Consider the following 22047-nt stretch of genomic DNA (forward strand, 5'->3'; position numbering starts at 1 on the left):
CATGGAGTCCGATCAGAAGTCGTAACGCAATCCCAACATGATCCGCCGACCGGTCGACTCGTAACCGCGTCCGTAACCCGCATCGTTGACCGCGACTACCGGCTCGTCGGTGAGATTGTTGGCCGCCAGGGTCATGCCCAGGTGCGGGGTGAACTTGAAATCGATCGACAGATCCAGCTGCCCGTACTCGTCGATCCTGGATCCATCGCCGAAGTAGCTGTCATTGTCCAGGCGGAAACCGTCGCGATAGTTGTAGGAGAGATAGGCGCCAAAACGCGGCTTTTCGTAATACACGGTGACGTTGTAACTGCTCCTGGACACGCCCGGCAGCGTCTTGCCGGCACCACCTTCCTCGGTCGGCAGTTGACCGGCGTCGATATAGGTGTAGTTGGCCATCATTCCGAAACCATCGAATGGCGGCGGCAGGAAGGTGAAGGGCTGCTGGTAGGCGAATTCGATGCCCTTGATCCTGGTGTCTCCACCGTTGCCCGGCTGGAAGCGGGTGAACTCCACCGGCAGACTCGGTCCGTTTGCGCCCTGACGCACGTTCAACACCTCTACGCTGGTGGTGTTGACGATGAAGTTCTTGACGTTCTTGTAGAAGAATGCCGCCGACAGCATGCTCTCGTTGCTGAAGTACCACTCCAGCGATATGTCGAATTGGTCGGCCAGGTATGGATCCACGCTCGGATTGCCCGAACTGATGGTCTTGACGTTGGCGCTGACGCTGGTGGTTGGAGTGATGACGTTGAGGTCGGGTCTTGACATGACCCGCGCCGCGGCGAAGCGCGCCACCAGGTCGCCGCGCAGTTCGTAACGCAGGTTCAGGCTCGGCAGGACGTTGTCGTAGGAACGGCTGATGGTCTGGGCCACAGCGTCCGGGACGATGGTGATCGCGCTGCCCTGTTCGAACACGATACGGGTCAGATCCGGTATGTAGCCCAGCGTTTCCTGTTCGGTCCTGACGTAACGCAAGCCGGCGTTGCCGGTGAGCCGTCCGTCTTCCGTACCGAAATCCGCCCGGAAATACAGCGCCCGAGTGCCTTCCTTCACATCGGAAACCGAAGTCTGGAACCGTACCGGCGGGAACAGGCGCTCCAGCTCCGATAGCGGGATATCCCGCAGCAACGCATACGGGTCTGCCGACAACCAACCGGTCGGGAAGGTGGAGCTGCCGTCATAGCCGGAGAGGTAGCCGGAACCACCGAATCGGCGCATCCAGGGCGTGCCGTCGAAGCTCCCGCCTTCGAGGACCGGGTCGTAAGCCACTCCCAGCAACTCCGCAAGATCCTCGGCCCCCACCTGCAGGAACCGGCTGTCGATCAGGTATTCGCGGCTGCCCGCGGCCGCACCGAACCTGATGCTCTTGATCGCACCGTCCATCGCATAGGTGAAATCCAGCCTGGCGTCGCGTGTGGTGTCTTCCGTGGGCTGGTCGACCTTGCCGTTGAAACCGATGGCCCGGAACACGCCGGGGGCGGAAGGATCGAACCCGCCATGGTATTCCAGGCTGGGAATGCCGCCATGATCGGTGCGGTAGTCGTAGGAGACGTTGGCGCGGCCGATGACTTCCAGCGACAGATTGCTCTGCACCCGCCTGGATTTTCCGTAGGACACTTCCGCGTCTGTCGTCCAGCGATCGTTGACGTAACTGCTGCCGATGCTGATGCTCTTCAATTCGTCGACGACGTTCTCGGTGCGCGCGTTGTTGCGCAGGTCCACGCCATCGGATTCGAAATAGTCCAGGTATCCGGAACCGTCATCCGAGGCGCTCGTACCCTGCGTCCCGATGATGTAGGTGAACCGGTGCGCATTGACGGGATAGAGCGCATCCGTGGTGAACTTCGAATGGAGGACGTCCGAGCGAAGCTCGAAAACGTCGTTGGGCCGGTACTGGAAAGCCGCCATCACGCTCTCGCGTTCGCGGGTGCCCTGATCGATGCCGAAGTTGGCAGCGTGATTGAAGCGCAGGGTATCGTCCAGATCGCCGTCCGCGTTGAGATCGAACCCGCTGGAAGCCTCGCTACGCTGCTCGAACCCGAAGGCCTCGTAGCGCTGGCCTTGCAACTGGCGTTTGCTGTAGTCCACGCCCAGGGAAACGCCGAAGGTGTTGTCTGCGAATGTATCGGTATAGAACGCCGACAGGTGCGGTGTCGTGCCGCCGGGGTCATGGATTCCTTCGGCAGCAATGGCGCCATGCCGCTCGCCGATGTCCAGCGGCTTGGCTGTTTGAACGTTGATCGTGGCCGACATTCCTCCGTCGCGCATTTCCGGGACCGGCGTCTTGTATACGCTCAATGCGTTGACGAAATCGGCCGAGAGGATGGTGAAGTCGAAACTGCGATCGCCGCTGGCGGAAGGCAGCTGGCGGCCGTTATAGAGAACCTGGGTGAATTTCGGGTCCAGGCCGCGCACGCTCACCGCCCGTCCTTCGCCCCTGCTGCGGGTAATCTGCACGCCAGTCACGCGCTGCAAGGATTCGGCCATGTTCTGCTGCGGGAACTTGCCGATATCTTCGGCCGCGATGCTGTCGCTGATGATGTCGGCATCGCGCTTGTCCGAGACCGACTTCGCCAGACTACTGCGGATGCCGGCGACCTGTACCGTATCGAGGGTGACCACGTCGGCGTTTTCCGCCTTCGCGGTTTCTGCCGCGGGCTGCGCCGCGGCAGGGCCGTAAACCAGCAAGCCCAAAACCCACGCGCTTTGCACCGAAGCCGCCAGAATCGATCTTCGCACTACCCCCCCCCGGGTCCTGTATCGATCAACTATCGAAATGCCTGGATCTTGAAATGATCCATCGGATGCATGGCTGCTACAGATGCAGGTGCGTGATCGTATTCGAGTATAACCAGCCGAATTGCAGAATAATTCGCAACCAGTTCGAACCAGACCCTCTCATCCGCCACGCAAGTCACTTTCCTGCCCGAAGAGTGAACCCGGCCTCGTTTTCACGAACATGACCCGTTTTCACGGCGGTCATAAGCTGCGGCCGGGCAAGGATGCCAACGATATCGCCAGCGACAGACCGTAGGAGCGCCCATGGGCGCGAGCTCTTCAGATCCGGCCGCGAAACAAGTCAAGAGCTCGCGCCCATGGACGCTCCTACGGCGGCGGCGATAATTCGCGAAGCGCCTTCCGGTTCTTCGCGCAAGCGCGAATCTGGTGGATAATCACCCCCATCATCGTGAACCTCTCTTCTCCTCCCCTGCCCGGCCCCGATCTCTGCACCGAAGCCGAAGTCACCCGGCTCGTGCATGAGTTCTATGCGCAAGTCCGCATCGATCCCCTGCTGGGGCCGATCTTCGCCGGGCACGTCGCCGACTGGCCCGTTCACCTGGACCTGCTGGTCGATTTCTGGTCGGCGATGCTGCGCGGCACCCGCCGCTTCCGCGGCGCGCCGATGTCGAAACACCTTGTCCTGCCCGGACTGTCGCAGGAACTTTTCCGGCAATGGCTGCGCTTGTTCCACCAGGTCACCGCGACCCTGGGCAACCCGGCCATGCAGGCCCAGGCCGACGACATGGCGGAACGCATCGCCGAGACCTTCTGGCAGCGCTACCGGTTGCACAACCACGTTTCTCTGCCGACGATCCCGGCGCCGGCCCCGCGCTGATCGCGGTCAGGTCGCGCGCCGCGCGATCTTCTTCAACACCGCGCCGCGATGGGCGGCGACATGATCGGTCTTGTCGCTCTTTATCTCGTACTGCGGATCCTCCGCGCTGGCCCGGTGCATGTGGCCCTTGTAGTCGAAGTCGCGCACGTGGACCTTGATGATGGTGCCGCTCACGTGGCCGGCTTCCGAATTCCATCCGACATGGTCGCCGACCTTGAATTCGCTGGGCATGGAAATCTCCTGGGGAAGCAGCGATGGAGTCACGCCACCGGCACGGAGAATGGCATTCCCTCCGTCAATGCACGGTCAAGGCAACCGTCCAGGAAAGAATCCGCGGAGTTCGTTCACTGGTGCGCTTCGTCCTGTTCTTCGTGCCGCGGGGTGAACAGCAGGTCCTGGTAGTCGTAGCTGAAATCGGCAAGCGGTGAAACCGGCTTCATCGTCATGCGCGCGACCTTGCCTTCCGCATCCAGGGCGAAGGTGGCATAGGCGGGTTCGATCGAACTATCGTCCCATTCCGTGCGGAACGTGTCGTACTGCCAGTGACTGAGCGTTCCCGCCATGTTCGGGGTCCGCTGGAAGTCGATGCGCAATTTACCCGAACGCTCGGTGATCTCGATGGGTCCATACCAGGCATCGGCATAGCGGCCCGCGTAGCCGGTGGCCGGCAGCGAGGGACGCGACGCCTTGCGGGCGCCCTTGCCGGCGGACTGCAGCGCAGCCAGACCACCGTCGAGGCGTTGCTGATACCAGCTGTCGAAGGCCGCCACCCAGTCGCGCGGTTCGAAGCCCAGGTAGTGGTCGAGCAGCTCGTAGCCCAGGCCGCGCATCACCCCGACATCTTCGGAATTGATCTGCAACGAGATGCCGAGGTTCCGCTCCGGCACCATCACGATGAAAGTCAGGACTCCGAATACCGCGCCGCCATGCTGCACTACCTTGACGCCACGGTAGTCCTGCACATTCCAGCCCAGCGCGTAGCTGGAGAATTGCGGCGTTATGTCGGTGATCGGCGCCGGGTAGGCATTGATCGGCACCGGCACCTGCGGGGTCCACATCGCCTGTGCGGAAGCCTCGCTGTAAAGGCGCTTGCCATCGCTGTCTGGCAGCGCGCCCTGCGCCAGTTGCACTTGCAACCAGTGGGCCAGATCGTTGGCGCTCGAGGACAGGCCACCTGCGGGTGCGCCCACCTGGCCCAGGCCTTCGCGCTCGGGCAACACCTGCTGCGGGCCCAAGCCGCGCAAGCGCGGATCGAGCCGTGCGTGCGGCTGCGCCCGGTTCGGGTTGGCGAAGCGGTCCTTCTCGTCGCTGACCGAACTGGTCATGCCCGCCGGCTCGAACAGGCGCTCGCGAATGAAGCTTTCCCAGTCCTGCCCGCTGGCGGCGGCGATCACTTCACCGGCGACGATGTACAGGATGTTGTCGTAGGCATAGTTGCTGCGGAAGCTGGTTGCCGGCTTCAGGTCGCGCAATGCGCGAACGATGTCGCTGCGGCTACGCGAACTACGCGGGATGAAAAGCAGGTCGCCCGCGCCCAGGCCCAATCCGCTGCGATGGACCAGCAGGTCGAGCACGGTCATCTCGCGCGTGACCCAGGGGTCGTACATGCGGAAATCGGGAAGGTGGTCGATGACCTTGTCGTCCCAGCCGAGCTTGCCTTCATCCACCAGGATCGCCAGCGCGGCGGCAGTGAAGGCCTTGCCGGTGGAACCGGTGGGGAAGATCGTGTCCGCGTCGACCGCTTCGGGCGCCCCGAGCCGGCGCACGCCGTAGCCTTTGGCCTGCACGATCCGGCCGTTCTCGACGATCGCGATCGCCATGCCCGGCACGTCGTGCTCCTTCAGCGCCTTTTCCACGCGGGCATCGAAACCGGCGGGCGGTGCGGCCGAAGCGATGCTGGCGAGTAACAAACCCGTCGTGATCGCGACGGCATGCAGAATTTTAGAAGTTGAAAGCATCGGAATCTCCGGAACACGTTTTCCAGGAAGCGTCTGAACAAACCGTCACCCCAGCGGCTTTTAACAGCGAAGCTGGTCAAGCCGGGGCCCACTTGGATCTTGATCCACTCATGGCAAGGTCAAATGGGTTCCAGCGTTCGCTGGAATGACGATCTGGAACTTATTCGGACCTCGCGCTAGCGAAATTCAGCTGCAATGCGCTGCGGACGGCGCCATAGCAGCCAGATTCCCCAGCTCATCAGCGGCAGCACGTACACCGCCAGGAACAGCCAGGTCAGCGTGCCGTAACCCTTGGCGATCAGCTCGACCAGGCCGACGGCGGTCGCGGCGTACACAGCGAGCAGCATCACGCCGACCGCGAGCGCCGGACGCAGTGCTTGCGGCATGGGGCGTTGACGCTCCTCGTAGGATTTCGCCACCCGTTCGTTGATCGCATGCAACAGCGCCACGCCCGTATCCACCAGGGTCAGCAGCACCGCGATCTGGAACGCCCACTCGAACCACGGCGCCTGCAGCTTGGCCAGCAGGAAGGCCGAAGGCAAGGCTTCGGCGCCGATCTCGTGGTAGTAGCCCATCATCGCGATGTAGAACACCACGCCCGGCAGCATGCCGAGCGGACCGGCGAGCGCTCCGGCGACCAGGGTCTCGCGACGACTACCCAGATGACGGATGCAGAACAGCACCGCGGGAATGGTGGCGACGTTGTATCCGGCGTAGGTGACGCCAGCGGCGAGCCAACCGTCGGCGAGCGGAACCGACGCGAAGTTGGCTTCGATGCGATCGCCGAACGCGATCACGCTCCAGACCAGGAACACGAAATAGACCAGATACAGATAACCCACCGACACGGTCAGGAATTTCTCGATCACCGCACTGTTGAAGAACAGCATCGCGCCGGTGGCGGCGATCATGCCCAGCGAACCGGCCAGCTTCGGCAGGCCGAACAGGCTGTGCGCGATCTCGCCGGCAGCCGCGCCCATCACCGCCAGGATGATGATCATCAGCGCGAAGTAGCCGATTTCGAACAGGAACCAACCGCGGCCGAGCAGCAGCTTGAAGAACGAACGGTAGTCGTAGGCGCGCGCGACCCGGGCCAGTTCGAAACTGACCATCAGCACCGCGCTCCACACCAGCATGCTGACCGCCATGCCCAGCAGGCCGCCCCACGGGCCTGCCGGCAGGAAGAACTCCACGAGTTCGCGCCCGGTGGCGTAACCGCCCGCTATCACCGCCGCCTGGAACACGAAGCCGGGCAGCAGGTAGCGCTGGAACCAGGTGGAGGCCGCGCTCATTGCGCGCTCGCGGCAATGACGATGTTGCGGCCCGGTCTTGCCCCGTCCGGCGTACTGCACCACAAGCCCGTCCCGAAGCCTGTCGAAGGGCTTCGTTGCGTGGTCGTTCCGTGGTCGTGCGCAAACCTCATGCCAGGCAGTCTTCCACAAGTCGCTCGAAAGCAGCACCGCCGCGCATCGGGTCGGCGACCGCACAGCCCAGGCGTTCGCTTTCGGTCGCGAGCAGGCGCAACGCATCCGCCTCGTCCATGTGCGAGGTATTGAGACTGACGCCTGCGCAGCGGATGGCCGGCTGGGTGCGTCGCCCAAGCTGCAATGCCAGGGCGATGGTCTCCTCGATGCTGGGCAACGCGAAGTGCGGATGGCCGAGCACCCGTTCGCGACCAGGCTGATGGCAAATCACCACGATATCGGGCTGGCTTCCATGCAGCAGTGCCAGCGACACGGCGGCATAGGCCGGATGGAACAACGAGCCCTGCCCTTCGATCACGTCCCAATGGTCTGCGGCGGCATCGGGCGAAAGCATTTCCGCTGCGCCGGCGGCGAAATCCGAGACCACCGCATCCATCGGTATGCCGCTGCCGGCGATCAGGATGCCGGTCTGCCCGCTGGCGCGGAAATCCGCATCGACGCCGCGTTGCGTGAAAGCCTTGGTGAGCGCCAGGGCGGTGTATTTCTTGCCCAGCGCGCAGTCGGTACCCAAGGTCAACAGCCGTTTGCCGCTGCGAGGCCGGCCGGTTGCGACCTGGATCCCGCGCGGTGGCTCGCGCACATCGATAAGCCTGCGTCCCAGGAGGCTCGCCGCATCACGCAGGCGCTCGATCTCACCCATGCGCACATGCATGCCGCTGATGATGTCCAGACCGGCTTCCATCGCCTGCAGTATCGGACCCACCCATGCGTCCGGAATGACGCCACCGGCGTTGGCCACACCGATGACCATCGAGCGCGCGCCTTGCGCGGCGGCCTCGGCAGGCGTCATCCGCGGCAGTCCGGCGGTGACGGTTCCACCTTCGCAGCCGAACTCCCCGGTGCAATGCCCGGGCGCCCAGTCGCGCAATCCGAAAGCGGTCTTGGCGTAGCCGGGCTCGGTGATGTCGCCCAGGAACAACAGATAGGGTCCCGGCAACGCCTTCAATGCCTGTGGGGTTGGCAAGCGGGTCTGCAGCATGCGGTGTTCTTCACCTGGCAAGATCGTGGGGCATCGGGCCACTGCTGTGCAGTGGCGGATGCAAGGGAACTTCGGCTAGTCGCGCGATATCGCGACTAGAACCGGTAGTCGAACTCGATACCGAAAGTGCGCGGCCGGATAGGCACCCCCACCACTTGCACGGGAGTGCCGCTCAATGCGCCATTCAAGGGAGCGAGTGAGGACCAGGCGCCTTCGTTGGTGATGTTGTTGGCATAGACGCGCAGTTCCCAACCGCCCTTGCCGATGCCTGCGTACAGATCCAGAGCGCGATAGCTGTCGAGTTCGAGGGGCGGCGTTATCTGGTCTTCCGCCAGCAAGGTCGATGGATCTCCGGGAGCCGTGATGCGTTGGAGTTCGGTCGTATCGTTGAGCCGCGAACCCATGCCGCGCAGTGCGGCGCCCACCTGGCCGTTGAACCCACCCTGCGTCGTGAAGGCATATTCGGTAGTCAGCGCCCAGGACAACTTGGGCACGTAAGGCATGCGGTCTCCGGCAAGCCCGGTATAGAGGATGACGTCGAAAGGCCCTTGCGGAATCACCGTCGGCTCGAAGTCGTTCTTGATGCTGGCCCTGGTGTACGCAACGTTGAAGCCAACCGTCCACTCGTCGGTGGCGCGGAACAGGGCGGACAATTCGGCGCCTTCGCTGGTCGCCTCGCCGCCATTGACCAGGCCACCGACGCCGTTGAAGGAAGAGGCTACCTGGATGTCATCCCAGTCGATGCGGAATGCGGCCAGGTCCAACTGCACGCGCTGGTCGGCGAACTGCGACTTGAGCCCAAGCTCGTAGCTGGTGAGCATCGAGGAATCCACCTTGGGAGGCATGCCCTCAAGCGCCACGTTCGGCCCACCGGGTTGGTAGCCGGTCGCGATGCGCGCATAGACCATGGAGTCGTCGCCCAGCTTGAACTGCGGGCTCAGGCTCCAGGTAAAGACGTCTTCACTGGACTCGCCCGGAGCATCGCCGAGCGGCACCAGGATGCCCTCGCTCACGTTCTGGCTGAACCATTGCTCGTTGCGCGCCTGGCGCACGCCGGCATCGATCTTGAAGCGCTCGCCGATGCGCCACGATGCATTGGCGAAGACCGCAAGCTCCTTGTAGGTGCTGGGCAGTTCGAGATTCGCGAGCGTCGAAAACATGCTGTCGTAAGGCGCGGGCAGCGGCGAACCGTCCAGCTGGCCCAGCCATACGAACTGGCTCTGCAGCGCATCCTCCTTGGTGTAGAACACGCCCACCAGCCACTCGAACGGTCCGCCGCTCTTGGAACTCAGGCGGAACTCCTGGGTCACCTTGTCCAGGTCGAAGTCGTATCGCAGGAAGGAACTGCCGGGATCCGGCAGTTCGAGCAACAGGTTGGCGACCTCCCCGAACTGGATGGTCGAATCCATCTGGGTCGTTGTCTTGGTCTGCGACCAGCCGGTGGCGGAAACCAGGTTGGCCCATCCCAGGTCCCAATCCAGGCTCAACGAGGTCAGTGTCAGGTCCTTGGAAAAGGGCTGGCGTTGCCAGGTCCTGTCCACCAGATCGCCGAAAAGCGGCTTGAGGGTCTCGGGGTCCAGCGCGGTGCCGCCGCGATCATCGGCATTGATGCGCTGGTCCAGCACCGACAGGTTCAGGTCGAATGCGTCGCCATCCCAGAACAATGCCGCGCGCGCACCTACTTGCTCGCCGTCATTGATGTCCTTGCGACCGTCGATGATGTTGTCGGTGTAACCCGGCAACCCATTGCGCGCGAAGCTCATGCGCAGGCCAAGCCGGTCCTCTTTCAAGGGCACGCTCGCACCGAAGCGGACGTTCAAGTCCTGGCCGCCGTCTTCCACCGTGCGCAGGCCGAAGCCGAGGCGGAATTCATCGCCGCTGACATCGGGCGCGCGCGTCACGTATTTGAGCAGCCCGCCGATGGCGCCTGCGCCGTAGAGCGTACCTTGCGGGCCACGCAGCACTTCCACCCGGCTGATGTCGTAGGGCAGCACATCCAGCATCAAGGTGTTCGCGCCCTGATAGATGCCGCTCGACCCTACCGGCACTTCGTCGATGTAGGTCGCGACCGAAGCACCGGAGGACAGTGCCGCGATGCCACGCAATGAAACCGAGGTCTGCCCGGGGCTGCCGCTGTCCTGGACCTGCAGACCGGGGATCAGCGCCGCGTAATCGGCCAGCGAGCTCGCCCCGATGTTTTCAAGTTGGCGTTCGCCAATGACGCTGATCGACGCAGCGACATCCCGGATGTTCTCGACGCGCTTGTTGGCGGTGACCACGACTTTGTCGAGCGTTGTCGCACGTTCGGCCGATGCGGATTCTGTCGGCGCCTGGGGCCCGGGACTTTCCTGCGCCATGACAGGCGCGGCGACCACACAGGCCAAGGTACTGGCGATGGCAATGGACAACGGTGAGCGATACCACGGGCGATTGGGCTGGAACGCGTTCATCTCTTGCTCTCCCCGGGACGACGAATGGGTTGTATCGATGATCGGTCCGGGCTGCGTACGCCAACGGCGACACGCACCGGCATCCTGATTGGGGATAATGATCCTAATTGGAGAATTGTCAATACGGATAGAAAAACCCGGAAGAATCCGCTGAAGCCGCTTGATCGCGGATGGTCCAGTTAGGGAGCTCTGAATAATTCCCTCTTTTGCGTCCCTTGCACAAAGCAGGAAAAGGCAGGGACCTTTAGACACGGATCAAAGTGGAAAAGACAGATACAGCGAGAGACAGATAAAGCGTTTGCCTTATCCGTGGCTTCCGCTCTGATCCGCGTCGAGGAAATGCTCTGGATAATTCCCTCTCGCACCCAGTGGACGGCTGGAACTCCTGCGGCAACCGCGAGATTGCCGATCCCTCCAGGTGGTTCGACAGAGCCCGCCCCGGACCCCATACCAAGTACGGGGCAGGCTTTGATCCGGGACTCGACACGAACGGCATTCCAGGACTCGCGCCTACTTCCCGGGATTGTTCGGACCTGCCCTAGTGCTGTCCTTGCCCGCGCCAGCCGGGGCCGCGCACCACGCGCCCGGGCTTCGCTCCTGTGTGTTCTCCATCGCGCAGCACTTGCACGCCATTGACGAAGACTTCCTCCACTCCGGTCGCGTATTGCTGCGGCTTGTCGTAGGTGGAGTGGTCGGAAATGGTGGCCGGATCGAATATCACGATGTCGGCAAAACAGCCGGGCCTGAGGCAACCGCGATCCTTGAGCTTCCAGTTTTGCGCAGGCAATCCGGTCAGGCGATGGATGCCCTCTTCCAACGGCATGAGCTTGCGGTCGCGCACGTAATGGCCGAGAAAGCGTGCGACGTTGCCGTAGGCGCGGGGATGGGTACTGGATTTGAGGAATACGCCTTCGGGCGCCGACGATTCGGCATCCGATCCCAAGCTCGTCCACGGCTGCTTCAGGCCCAGCTCGACGTTCTCCTCGCTCATCATGAAGAACGCGGCGCCCACGCGCGAATCGTCCTCGATGACCAGATCGATCAGTGTTTCCTCGCCGGATTTCCCGCGCGCCCTGGCCACTTCCGCCAGCGACTTCCCGAGCAACGGCTTCAACTTCTCGTTCTTGAACTCGATCAACAGCACGCGATCGTCCGACCCGGAGAGCATGCGGATGTTTTCCCAGTCCACATCGGGATCCTTCATCTCCGCGATCACGCGCTCGCGGATGGCCGGATCCTTGAGCCGGGCGACCATTGCATCGTGGCCATCGGCCTGCACCCAGGGCGGCAAGCCCGCGGTCAAGCCGGTGGCGCCGGCGGTGTAGGCGTACATATTGGCGCTGACCAAAGCCCCCTGCTCTCTGGCCCCGTCTATTTTCGCGATGGCCTGGGCCATCTTCGGCCAGTTCTTCTCGCCGGCGGCCTTGAGATGGTAGGCCTCGGCGCGCTGTCCGGTGGCGCGGGCGATGGCGATGGTTTCATCCAGCGCTTCCAGGAATCGGTCCGCTTCGCTGCGCATGTGCGCGATATAGCCGCCACCGGTTTCTGCGGCGGCTTGCGCAAGTGCGGTCAGCTCGTTGCCGTCGGCGAACGCAGCCGGCGGATAGATCAGGGAGCCGCCCACGCCCAGCGCGCCTTCGCCCATCGCCTGCCGCACCAGATCCTGCATGCGCGCCAGTTGCGCGGCATCGGGCTTGACGTCGGCTTCGCCCAATTCGTGGATCCGCACGGTGGTGGCGCCGACGAACGAGGCGACGTTCGGGGTGACGCCGCGCTCCTGCAGATAGTCCAGGTATTCGCCCAGCGTGGTCCATTCGATCGGATAACGGATATCGCCCTGCTGCTTCAGCGCATCGGCTTTCATCTTTTCGTTGTACGGCCCCATCGACCAGCCTTCGCCGAAGACCTCCAGGGTCACGCCCTGCTTGGTATCGCTCATTCCGCGGCCATCGACGATCAGCGACTCGACGGCCCAGCTCAGCATGTTGATGAAACCCGGGGCGACGGCTTGCCCATGCGCATCGACGGTGCGGGTGGCCACGACTCGGCTACCCACCGGCAGCAGTGCGGCGATGCGATCGCCGCGCACGGCCACATCGACCTGTTGCGCCGCAGAGCCACTGCCGTCGTAGACCACACCGTTGCGTATCAGCAGGTCGTACGGTTCGCTTGCGGTCTTCGGACCGGGCGCGGAAGAACAGCCGGCAAGCGCCAACGCCAATAGGGAAATGCTCAGTCGATACATCGGTATGCTCCTCATGGATATCGCAACGACGGAAAGCATCACGGCAAGACACCGTGATCGACAAGCTTCAACTACGGATTTTTTTCCAGCGTCCCGCCCGCATCCGCGGACGCGTTTTTTTCCGCTGGCAGATTACGACGGGCCGATTCCAGATTGCGGATGGGACGATCCAGCATCCATAGGACGCAGGCGGCCACCAGCGCCAGTCCCGACAACAGGACGAAGAACCCGGCGTGACTGGTCCGCGACCACAATGCGCCGACCGCACCGGCCAGCAGGCTGCCGCTGAAGATCGCCAGGAACCACGCGGCAACGGTGGTGGCGCCCAGACGCGGCGGCGCCAGGCGCGCGAACAGGCCCAGGCCGGTCGGCAGGATGTACAGTTCGCCCAGCGTGAGGATCGCGAAGAACAGAAGCAACCACGACCAAGCCACGCGCTCGCCACCGGCAAAACCGTCCAGTGTCGCCAGCAGCAGGTAGGCCAGCGCAACGATCACCGCGCCGATGGCCATCTTCCGCGCCGGTGAAGTCTCGCGGCCGGCATCGGCGCGACGACGCCAGTGCAACAGCAACAGCGGCGTCATGCTGATCACCAGCAGCGGATTGAGGGCCTGGAACCAGGTCATCGGGATCACCACGCTACCCCAGGTCCGGTCCACGCCCATGTCGGTCCACAGCGGCAAGGTGTTGCCGATCTGTTCGTAAGCGCCGCGGAAGATGGTCGCCGCGAGGCCCACGCCCAGCAGCAACCACCAGACCCGTCTCTGGTCGCCGCGCTCGCCTGCTGTCGGGGGCGCGCGCGCCACGCGCGTACGGATCTCCGGCGGCAGATAGTCGCGGCCGAGCACATAGATGATCAGGCCGATGAACATGCCGATGCCGGCGGCGCCGAAACCGTAATGCCAGCCATAGAGTTCGCCCAGGGTTCCGCAGACCAGCGGCGCCATGAAGCCGCCGATGTTCAGGCCGACGTAGTAGACGTTGTAGGCCCGCCCGCGGCGCGGATCGTCGGCGCGGTACAGATCGTTGATCTGGCTGGGAAGACTGGGCAGGAACAGGCCGTTGCCCAGTGCGATGGTCGCCAGCGCGAGATAGAACATGGGCTCGAACGCCATCATGAAATGGCCCAGCGCCATCACGCTGCCGCCGATGATCACCGCGTTGCGCTTGCCCAGCCAGCGATCGGCGATGGCGCCGCCCAGGATCGGCGTGAAATACGCCATCGCCGTGTACGTGCCGTAGATGAAGGAGGATTTCTCCTGTGCGAACAGCAGCTCCTTGGTCATGTAGTAGACCAGCAGCGTGCGCATGCCGTAGTAGGAGAACAGCTCCCACATGTTGGTCAGGAACAGGATCGTGAGCCCGCGCGGCTGTCCGAACCACGTCTTCTCCATCGCCATGCTCACGCGGCGGCCTTCGGGCCCCAGACTTCGTCGCCGCAGGAGATGTAGCCATCCTCGTAGTGGACCGAGGGCGTGCGGTCCTGCTTCAGGAAGATCGGTCCATCCAGATCGACCACATCGCAGAACTGCCCCAGTACGAATGCTGGCGCCGCGGCCAGGCTGGTGCCGCACATGTTGCCGACCATGACCTGTTTGCCAAGTTCGCGCGCGCGCCTGGCCATGAGCAGGCCCTCGGTAAGGCCGCCGCACTTGTCGAGCTTGATATTGATGACATCGAACCGGTGATGCAGCGCTTCGAGCTCGGCAAGGTCGAGGATGCTTTCGTCCGCCGCGAACGGCAGCGCGCGTTCGATGCCATCCAGGTCGCCTTCCTGGCCCCGCACGCACGGCTGTTCGAGCAGCGAGACCTTCGATTCGACCAATGCCGGCAGTAGCAACGGCAAAGTAGCTGCCATGTAACCCTGGTTGGCATCGACACCGATCCACGGCTGCGGGCAACGTGCGCGCACCGCGCGCACCCGCGCGGCGTCGAGCTCCGGATCGCCGGTCAGCTTCAACTTCAACGCGCGGGCCTGCGAATAGGCAGCCGCCCGGTCCGCCATCACCGAGGGCTCGTCGGCGCCTACGGTGAAGGTAGTCAGCAGCTTGTTCGCCTTCTCCAACCCCGCCAGTTTCCAGACCGGAACGCCGCTGCGCTGCGATTCCAGTTCCCACAAGGCGCAATCGAGCGCGTTGCGCGCGCCGCCTGCCGGCAACAGCGTACGCAGGGTATCCCGATCCAGCCCTGCTTCTATGCGTGGCCTCAGTGCCTCGAGCGTGGCGATCATCGTCTCGGGATGATCATTGTTGTAATACACGCCCGCCGCTTCCCCGCGTCCGACATGCATGCCATCGCGAAGCGTCACCACGGTGGCGGGCATCGCTTCGAACACATGGCCGGCGATGCGGAACGGGGCCGACATCGGCAGCGGTTCGTTATGCAGTTCGAGTTCGACGGACACGTTGGCGGCCACGCGCACCTCTATGGGCGAGATTCAGAAAAAGCGGCCGACAGCGAGAGCCTGCCGGCCGTATCACTCAGTAATACGCGCCGTAACCGATCAAGTGGTTGGCGAAACCGATCCAGAGAAGGAACAGGCACGACAGCGCCAGCAGCACGGCCCACAGCTTGGCCAGCCAGCGGCGGCGACTGCGCAGCACCTGCCAGGCATTCCAGACGGAAATCGCCGCGCCGACAGGCAACACCACCGTTGCGAACAACCGCAGCAGGTTGATCCACTTGTCAGAGCCGGCCCCGGTCATCTCGAGATCGCCGAGCATCGCGACCACGAACCCCAACGTCCCGCCGACCGAAAGCAGTACGGCCAATGCCGCGAGTCTCACCAGGCGATGCGCGCGCGCATCGGCTCCAGACAAGGCATAGGGCGCGCGATAGTGGCGGCGAACCAGCGCCGACACGGGCCATGCGAGCACGGTCAACAACAGCACGGCCAGACTGGCCGCCAGCAGCGGCAGCGCAAGCGAGCGCCAGGTCGAGAGCCGTTCGAACACCATGATCGGCGCGTAAGGCTCCATGGTGAAACGGGTGACCTTGCCATCGACGACGTCGGCGGCCAGGCGGTCGCTGCCGGCCACGTCCTGCCACAGGTAGGGCGAAATCTCCCGCCACTTCTTCGGCACGCCATTGGCGCCCGTCGCCATCGGCACACTGATGGTGCCGTCCTCGTTCGCTGCCACCTTGACCTGGCCCAGCATGTTCACCAGCGACAGCAGGTTGCTCTGCGGACGGCGGCTGCTGTCGTAATGGCCCGCCATCTGTTGCGCGTGCAGTTTGGCCTGGGCCGCGTCGAGCGCGGGTGCGCGCCCTTTCGGACCGGGCAGGTAGCGATCGGCAAAGCCGCGGACCAGGGCGCCGCGGATCACGCCGGTCGCGCCATCGCGACCATTGCTGTTCATGGAAACGAAAATGCCGATGCCGTCGTCGAGGAACAGCTCGAGGTCGCTGTGGAACAACGTGGTGTCGCCGCCATGCGCGATCGCCCGGTGGCCGTTGACGCTGGTTTCATAGAAGCCAAGCATCATCCGGTTCAATGGGCCGACCGAAGCCTGGCCGGTGGTATGCATCTTCTCCGCGGTCGCGGCGCCGAGGATGCGCGCATCGCCATAAGCGCCATCCTGCAGGTGCGCGAGCATGAAGCGACCCATGTCCGCGCCCGTGGATGCGAGGCTGCCGGCAGGCGCCAGGCTGATGAATTCGTAATCTTTCGCCTTGCCATCCGAAGCCTTGTCATAGCCCTTGGACATCTTGGCCAGCAATGCGGGCTGCAGCGGTTGGCTGAAGCTGGAGTGGTCCATGCCCAGCGGCTGGAAGATATGGCGCTGGATATAAACGTCGAAGGGTTCGCCGGACACGCGCTGGATGATGTAGCCCGCCAGTGCGGTCGCATAGTTGGAATAGGCCGGCGTGGCGCCCGGGGCATGGATGCGCTCGGGCACCCAGCGCTTCAGCGCCTCTCCCAGGGGCACGATCTCCTCCTTGCGCGAGGTGATCAGGCCGCGGATCTGCTCTTCCAGCCCGGTGGTATGGGTCATGATCTGGCGCAGCGTCATCGGCTTGCCGTCGGGCGAGGGGATCTTGAAATCGAGGTACTGGTTGACGTCCGCGTCCAGGTCCAGCTTGCCCTGCTCGACCAATTGCATGACCGCGGTCCAGGTAAAGAGCTTGGACACCGAACCGGGACGGAACAGCGTTGCCGCCGGGTCGACCGGGGCGCGCTTTTCGATATCCGAGTAGCCATAGCCCTTCTGCAGCAGCACCTGGCCATCCTTGACCACCACGACCACCGCACCGGCGATGTCACCGTTGTCCAGTGCGTAGGGCAGATAACCGTCCAGCCAGGCCTCGATGTCGGCGCGGGTCAGCTCGGGCGCGGCATCGGGCGACGGGGTCCTGGGCAATTGGGAGACGGCGGGGTCGGCCGGCACCGTAGTGGGAGGAACCGCAGTCGGGACCAATGCGGCCTCTTGCGCTTTTGGCGTCGAGATCAGGCCGATGGCCAACAGACAGCCGCACAACGTGAACGGAATTACGCGCATCGCATAGTCTCCGGGTTGGATGAGCAAGCCCGCCCGGAGATGCCGGGGCGGCGGCAGAGAGTGAACATTATCCTGATTCGGCGATAATGATCCTAATCAGAGAATTGTCAACATGCAAAAAGTCACCCATCCCTCTCCCTCTTGTATCGCCACATCCCGTCGCTATTTCCCTAGAGCGCCTGCTGGGGCGATGATGATCCTGCTCAGGACAATCCACTGTTGCCGCTATTAACCCGGGAGATCAGGCAAGGATGACAGCGCAACACCCCACCATCGGCGGACTGCTGCGCTCGCTTCGCGCACGCAAGGGCTGGACACTGAAGCAGATGAGCCAGCATTCCGGCATCCCGCTCTCCACGCTTTCCAAGGTGGAACATGACCGCTTGACCCTGACCTACGACAAGCTGCTGCAGCTCAGCCAGCGCCTGCAGCTGCGCATGTCCGAATTGTTCGCCGAGCAGGACGATACGCCAGAGCCCGCGGTAACCGCCCGCCGCAGCATCGGCCGTATCGAGGACGCGATCCGCGTCACCACGCCCAACTACGACTATTACTACCTGTGCCCCGAGCTGCGCCGCAAGCGCATGATCCCCGTGCTCACGCGGGTGCGCGCGAAGAGCATCCAGGAGTTCGGCGACCTGGTCCATCACTCCGGCGAGGAATACATCCACATCCTGGAGGGTCGTGCCGAGATACACACCGAATTCTACGATCCGATCGTGCTCGAGGCCGGCGAATCGGTCTATATCGATTCCAACATGGGCCACGCCTATATCGCTGCCAAGGGTTGCGAAGAGGTGTTGCTTCTTGGCGTATGTTCGAGCGCGGACGAGCAGCTGATGGAATCGCTCATGACCTTGCACGGGGAAGAGACGATTGCGCAGCAGAAATCCGCGCGGACCGAGGAATCGCCATCGGCAAGGGCAGTAGCGCGCAGCCGGCGAATGACGGCGAAAACGCCACCCAAGACTCGCTGACCGGACCTCTTGCGAGCCCCCGCATTGCTTTCAGCAAGAGCGGATCATCGACTTTATCGCGCAATCGGGATCGTGTTCCCAGGAGCCTTTACCGCGCTCTAAGCAGAACATGCTCAGAGCGATCAGGACGCAAAGGAAGCCGAGCGGAATGCCGGCCTAATCCGCGGCATCAGTCCGAATGAGTTCCAAGCAGCGCATCAAGCCGCCAAGGTGTCCACTGAACCCCGGCAACTCAAAGCCGGCCCGGTTCCGGATCTTGATGATGGTACCGCTGACATGGCCGGTCCTGAATTCCATCTCACGACATCGCAGACTTGAGCTTGCGTGAGCTTCCCGCGCATGAAACTTCCTGCATGGGGCAAAGCCGCTCTGATGACGCCAGGGCCGGAAAGCAGCAATAAGGCACAAGGGCAAGACCGGTCTTCGATCAGTTGCCGCGTCCCATGTCATATTGCGCCGCGGCCGCATTGCTGATGATCCCGGACAGTGGCAACAACTGGGTCAGGAAGCGGTTCCAGCGTGTTACGCCAGCGGGCCCGACCCACACCACATCGCCCGCATGCAGCGGGAACCGATCGCCCAGCGCAAAAGCCGTGGGCGACGAAGCATCGAGGTGATAGACCCGCGCCGGTGTCCGTGGCACGTCTTCCATGCCGCGTATGACGTAGACCGCGGCGCCCTTGGCGGTGACCGGATTCAGGCCGCCAGTGCGACCCAGAGCCTGGGTCAGGCTCATGTCCGTGGTCTTGAAGGTGATGGCCTGCGGCCGCAGCACCTCGCCGATCACATAGATCTCCTTGCGGTCGTTGAACGGAAGGAACAGGTGGTCGCCGGGTTTCAGATAGATGGGGGGCGCGACGCTGCCGTCGCGATTCAAGGCGTCCAGGTCGAGCCGATAATTGCGCTGGTCGCGCGTGAGCACCAGGCCCGAAAGATCGGCCTGTTCGACATCGATGCGGGCCTTGCCGATCGCCTGCGCCAGGGTCAGGGGCACCGTGGTGATTTCCTGCGGCGAGGTATCGGTGAAGGCGCCCTGCAAGGCGACGCGGCTGCCGTAGCCCACCACGTTCACATCCAACTGCGGATCGCGCAGGTATTTCGCCAGCCGGCTGGAAAGCGTGCCGCGCAACTCCTCGATGCTCATGCCGGATACCTTCATCTTGCCGGCATACGGGTAGTAGAAGGATCCATCCGCCTGCACCAGACGGCCATTGGCCACCGCTTGCTGCTGGCTGCCGGCGGGCGTGGTCAGTTCCGGGTGATCCCACACGGTGACCAGAAGGGTGTCGCCCGGCTGGATGTGGTAGGTATCGGGCCGATAGCTGGTCAATTCGGTCGGCACCGGCACGACGGTCCGTTGTGGCGCGACCAGTTCCGGCGTGATCGCGACCATCTGCGGCTCGCTGCCACCGATCGATTCGGTATTGCCCGACCCACGCGTGGACATGTGCTGGCCGGCACATCCGCCAAGCATGATCGCGAAGATCGCGACGGCACAGGAATGAGTAATGTTTTTCACCTTTGGAGCCCTCTTGCTGATGGCACCGGCACCGGTTGCGATGCCTTTTCTCCCGCCTTTGCTTTGCCGCGGGCGTGCCGATTCATATTTCATCGATGCGGGTGTTGCGGAACTCAATGCCTTCGAGCATGAAGCAGCCTAATGGCCCGATTGCATCAGGCGCGTGAAAAATGCGGGCTTCACGGACATGGAAATGAATATTCCGCAACCGCGAAGTCAAACTGAATCTTCAGATCCATTCCTGCGCATACACGGCCAGCAGGCCTGCGTATTCCTTCCATGCGCGACCACTGCGCCATAGCGCGCCGCGCGACGGAAACCAGCGCTCTCGCCAAGTGGCGCGCGGCATCGTTTCCGGCACCGGCACCGGCACGACATCGATGCCGGCCTGGCGGAAAACCAGGCTTGCGCGCGGCATGTGCAACGATGAGGTGACCAGCAATACCCGCCGCGTCCCGTCGGGCCCGAGCAATGCGGCGGTGTAGCGCGCGTTGTCGCGCGTGTCGCGACTGCGCTCTTCAAGTACCACCGCGGAAGCCGGAACGCCCAGCTTGCCGATCGCATAGGCCATCGTGCGCGCCTCGCTGTCTTCGGCCCGCGTGCCGCCGCCGGAAAGAATGATCCGCGGCGCACGCCTGGCCTGCCACGCGCGTGCGCCTGCCGCCACACGGCTGCTTTGCAGTTGCTCGGGCCCGATTCCCGGGCGATCGAGCCAGCCGTAGTGACCGCCACCCAGCACGACGATGGCATCGGCTTCAGGCAGCGTCGCTTCGGCCACGACGGGATAGCGGGATTCCAGATGGCCGCGCAGCCAATCCGAAGCTTGTGGAATCGACCACACCCCGGACCAGGCAATCGCAAAAAACATGATCGCAAGCGCCAGTTTCCGCCGATGCAGCAGCAGGAACAGCCCCCCGCAAACCAGCAGCCAGACCGACAACGTGGGCGGGTAAGTCAATGAGACGATGAGATCCTGCAACGAAGAAAGCATGGGCACAGGCAAGTCAGTCCATCGAAACATCAGACGGCAGGCGCGACGGCACCGCACCGGCCGCAGCGAACGACGTTCGCATTCCCATGGAATCCGCAAGCGATCCCGTTGGATCCTCTGGCAAAGGCGTCACCAGCAGCTCGTTGTAGACATCGATCGTCTCCTGGATGACGCCGCGATGATCGAAGTGCTGCAGGGCGCGGCTGCGCGCCTGGCTTCCGAGCCGCCGCAACAGCTGGCGGTCGTCATCCAGCCGTGCCAACGCACTGGCCAGCGATTCCGCACTGCGTGGCTCCACATGCAAGCCATCGACGCCATGTTCGGAAACGACTTCGCGGCAACCGGGGAGATCGGTGGTGACCAGCGCCAATCCACTGGACGCACCCTCGATCAGGCTTTTCGGAACGCCTTCACGGTAATAGCTGGGCAGCGCCATCACGTCGACTGTACGCAGCAGCTCCGGCATCCGATCGACATGGCCGAGCCACTTCAGCACGCCTTGCTGCTGCCAATGTTCCACTTCCGCTTGCGGCACCGAACCCGGATTGCCGGGATCCGGCGTTCCGGCGAGCAAGAATTCGATCCGCCGGCCCTGCTGCCGAAGCAAGGCGGCCGCCTCTGCGAATTCGCGTATTCCCTTCTCCCACAGCAGGCGGGCCGCCAGCAGCACCCGCAGCGGCTGCGACGCATCCGCTTCATCTCCTGTCGGGGAAAAAAGCGCGGTATCGACGCCCGAGCTGCGTATCAGGCGTACCTTGTACCGCGGCGCCAGCCGTAGCGCAGCGAACATTTCGGCGTCTTCCGGGTTCTGCAGGATCACCCGCGAGTTCCCATGGCTCAGGCTCTGACGCATCAATCCGGTGACGATCGGCCTGAGCGCCTGCGCCTTCATGCTGTCGCTGGCGAATACATAGCCCATGCCGGCCACCGCATTGACCGTGGCCGGCACCCTGGCCATGCGCGCGGCCAAGGCGCCATAGACCGCGCATTTCGCGGTGAAGTTGTGCAGCAGGTCGGGCTTTTCGGAGGCCAGCAGCCGCGTCAGCGCCTGCAGCACCAGCGCCTCGCGCAGCGGGTTGAGGCTGCTCCGGTTCATCGGCAGGGTCAGCCAGCGGATCCCGTGCTCGGCGAAGCGCGCGCCGAAATCGCCTGGCGGCGATACCACCACCACCTCGGCGCCCAGCGATCGAAGCCGCAATGCCGTCGACAACCTGAAGTTGTACAGATACCAATCGGTATTGGCGAACAGCGCGATCTTCATCGTCCATGCTCCCCGAGCATAGTTACAGGGTTTCCGGAACGGAATCTCGGATCGAATGAGCCGGCGTG

At 63.4% G+C, this 22047-nt stretch carries 16 protein-coding genes; 3 read left to right on the plus strand and 13 right to left on the minus strand.

Translation table 11 applies throughout. The features are described 5' to 3' along the window. Window positions 1-12 precede the first annotated feature (12 nt). On the minus strand, window positions 13-2688 hold the full coding sequence (locus CSC74_RS14255; protein WP_162315158.1) for a TonB-dependent receptor: 2676 nt from the start codon (window positions 2686-2688) through the stop codon (window positions 13-15). 499 nt (window positions 2689-3187) lie between these two features. Here CSC74_RS14255 and CSC74_RS14260 point away from each other — a divergent pair, with 499 nt between their 5' ends. Beyond that, window positions 3188-3616: a group III truncated hemoglobin gene (locus tag CSC74_RS14260; protein WP_162315159.1), complete on the plus strand. Its 429-nt coding sequence runs from the start codon at window positions 3188-3190 to the stop codon at window positions 3614-3616. Between the two features lie 6 nt (window positions 3617-3622). Here CSC74_RS14260 and CSC74_RS14265 read toward each other — a convergent pair whose 3' ends face one another. The 9 genes from CSC74_RS14265 to CSC74_RS14305 form a co-directional block, all read right to left on the minus strand. Then, window positions 3623-3847, minus strand: a complete 225-nt coding sequence (locus CSC74_RS14265; protein ID WP_162315160.1) for a hypervirulence associated TUDOR domain-containing protein — start codon at window positions 3845-3847, stop codon at window positions 3623-3625. 113 nt (window positions 3848-3960) lie between these two features. Next, window positions 3961-5574, minus strand: coding sequence for a serine hydrolase (locus tag CSC74_RS14270; RefSeq protein WP_162315161.1), 1614 nt, complete (start codon window positions 5572-5574; stop codon window positions 3961-3963). A gap of 176 nt (window positions 5575-5750) precedes the next feature. Next, window positions 5751-6866, minus strand: a complete 1116-nt coding sequence (locus CSC74_RS14275) for a YkvI family membrane protein (RefSeq protein ID WP_162315162.1) — start codon at window positions 6864-6866, stop codon at window positions 5751-5753. Window positions 6867-6993: 127 nt separating this feature from the next. After that, window positions 6994-8037 (minus strand): N-acetyltransferase DgcN family protein, encoded by a 1044-nt coding sequence (locus CSC74_RS14280; RefSeq protein WP_162315163.1) that lies wholly within the window; start codon window positions 8035-8037, stop codon window positions 6994-6996. A 95-nt stretch (window positions 8038-8132) separates the two neighbouring features. Further along, window positions 8133-10487, minus strand: coding sequence for a TonB-dependent receptor (locus CSC74_RS14285; protein WP_162315164.1), 2355 nt, complete (start codon window positions 10485-10487; stop codon window positions 8133-8135). Between the two features lie 538 nt (window positions 10488-11025). Further along, complete coding sequence (locus CSC74_RS14290; RefSeq protein WP_162315165.1) at window positions 11026-12732, minus strand: N-acyl-D-amino-acid deacylase family protein; 1707 nt, start codon at window positions 12730-12732, stop codon at window positions 11026-11028. A 71-nt stretch (window positions 12733-12803) separates the two neighbouring features. Then, window positions 12804-14132 (minus strand): peptide MFS transporter, encoded by a 1329-nt coding sequence (locus tag CSC74_RS14295; RefSeq protein WP_162315231.1) that lies wholly within the window; start codon window positions 14130-14132, stop codon window positions 12804-12806. 2 nt (window positions 14133-14134) lie between these two features. After that, window positions 14135-15148, minus strand: coding sequence for a dipeptide epimerase (locus CSC74_RS14300; RefSeq protein ID WP_246193270.1), 1014 nt, complete (start codon window positions 15146-15148; stop codon window positions 14135-14137). Window positions 15149-15212: 64 nt separating this feature from the next. Further along, a complete protein-coding gene (locus CSC74_RS14305) occupies window positions 15213-17231 on the minus strand; it encodes a serine hydrolase domain-containing protein (RefSeq protein ID WP_162315166.1) in 2019 nt (672 codons plus the stop codon). Between the two features lie 251 nt (window positions 17232-17482). Here CSC74_RS14305 and CSC74_RS14310 point away from each other — a divergent pair, with 251 nt between their 5' ends. After that, window positions 17483-18208, plus strand: coding sequence for a helix-turn-helix domain-containing protein (locus tag CSC74_RS14310; protein ID WP_162315167.1), 726 nt, complete (start codon window positions 17483-17485; stop codon window positions 18206-18208). Between the two features lie 427 nt (window positions 18209-18635). Here the strand turns inward: CSC74_RS14310 and CSC74_RS14315 are convergent, their stop codons facing one another. Then, a complete protein-coding gene (locus CSC74_RS14315; RefSeq protein WP_211369654.1) occupies window positions 18636-19655 on the minus strand; it encodes a polysaccharide biosynthesis/export family protein in 1020 nt (339 codons plus the stop codon). A gap of 61 nt (window positions 19656-19716) precedes the next feature. On the opposite strand from CSC74_RS14315, the gene CSC74_RS14320 reads away from it, so the two are divergent. Next, a complete protein-coding gene (locus CSC74_RS14320; protein ID WP_162315168.1) occupies window positions 19717-19869 on the plus strand; it encodes a hypothetical protein in 153 nt (50 codons plus the stop codon). 87 nt (window positions 19870-19956) lie between these two features. Here CSC74_RS14320 and CSC74_RS14325 read toward each other — a convergent pair whose 3' ends face one another. Together CSC74_RS14325 and CSC74_RS14330 are read right to left on the minus strand one after the other, a co-directional pair. After that, window positions 19957-20685, minus strand: coding sequence for a YdcF family protein (locus CSC74_RS14325; RefSeq protein ID WP_162315169.1), 729 nt, complete (start codon window positions 20683-20685; stop codon window positions 19957-19959). Window positions 20686-20731: 46 nt separating this feature from the next. Then, complete coding sequence (locus CSC74_RS14330; protein ID WP_162315170.1) at window positions 20732-21979, minus strand: glycosyltransferase family 4 protein; 1248 nt, start codon at window positions 21977-21979, stop codon at window positions 20732-20734. Window positions 21980-22047: the final 68 nt, after the last annotated feature.

This window comes from Pseudoxanthomonas yeongjuensis (genome assembly GCF_010093345.1).
Classification (GTDB): Bacteria; Pseudomonadota; Gammaproteobacteria; order Xanthomonadales; family Xanthomonadaceae; genus Pseudoxanthomonas_A; species Pseudoxanthomonas_A yeongjuensis.

What these genes read in the sequence shown, in the direction of transcription:
- CSC74_RS14270 (WP_162315161.1), bottom strand. Translation starts at nt 5,574, where the DNA reads ATGCTTTCAACTTCTAAAATTCTGCATGCCGTCGCGATCACGACGGGT.
- CSC74_RS14310 (WP_162315167.1), top strand. Translation starts at nt 17,483, where the DNA reads ATGACAGCGCAACACCCCACCATCGGCGGACTGCTGCGCTCGCTTCGC.
- CSC74_RS14315 (WP_211369654.1), bottom strand. Translation starts at nt 19,655, where the DNA reads ATGTCCACGCGTGGGTCGGGCAATACCGAATCGATCGGTGGCAGCGAG.
- CSC74_RS14330 (WP_162315170.1), bottom strand. Translation starts at nt 21,979, where the DNA reads ATGAAGATCGCGCTGTTCGCCAATACCGATTGGTATCTGTACAACTTC.
- CSC74_RS14285 (WP_162315164.1), bottom strand. Translation starts at nt 10,487, where the DNA reads ATGAACGCGTTCCAGCCCAATCGCCCGTGGTATCGCTCACCGTTGTCC.
- CSC74_RS14280 (WP_162315163.1), bottom strand. Translation starts at nt 8,037, where the DNA reads ATGCTGCAGACCCGCTTGCCAACCCCACAGGCATTGAAGGCGTTGCCG.
- CSC74_RS14290 (WP_162315165.1), bottom strand. Translation starts at nt 12,732, where the DNA reads ATGTATCGACTGAGCATTTCCCTATTGGCGTTGGCGCTTGCCGGCTGT.
- CSC74_RS14275 (WP_162315162.1), bottom strand. Translation starts at nt 6,866, where the DNA reads ATGAGCGCGGCCTCCACCTGGTTCCAGCGCTACCTGCTGCCCGGCTTC.
- CSC74_RS14265 (WP_162315160.1), bottom strand. Translation starts at nt 3,847, where the DNA reads ATGCCCAGCGAATTCAAGGTCGGCGACCATGTCGGATGGAATTCGGAA.
- CSC74_RS14305 (WP_162315166.1), bottom strand. Translation starts at nt 17,231, where the DNA reads ATGCGCGTAATTCCGTTCACGTTGTGCGGCTGTCTGTTGGCCATCGGC.
- CSC74_RS14295 (WP_162315231.1), bottom strand. Translation starts at nt 14,132, where the DNA reads ATGGCGATGGAGAAGACGTGGTTCGGACAGCCGCGCGGGCTCACGATC.
- CSC74_RS14320 (WP_162315168.1), top strand. Translation starts at nt 19,717, where the DNA reads ATGTTTTTCACCTTTGGAGCCCTCTTGCTGATGGCACCGGCACCGGTT.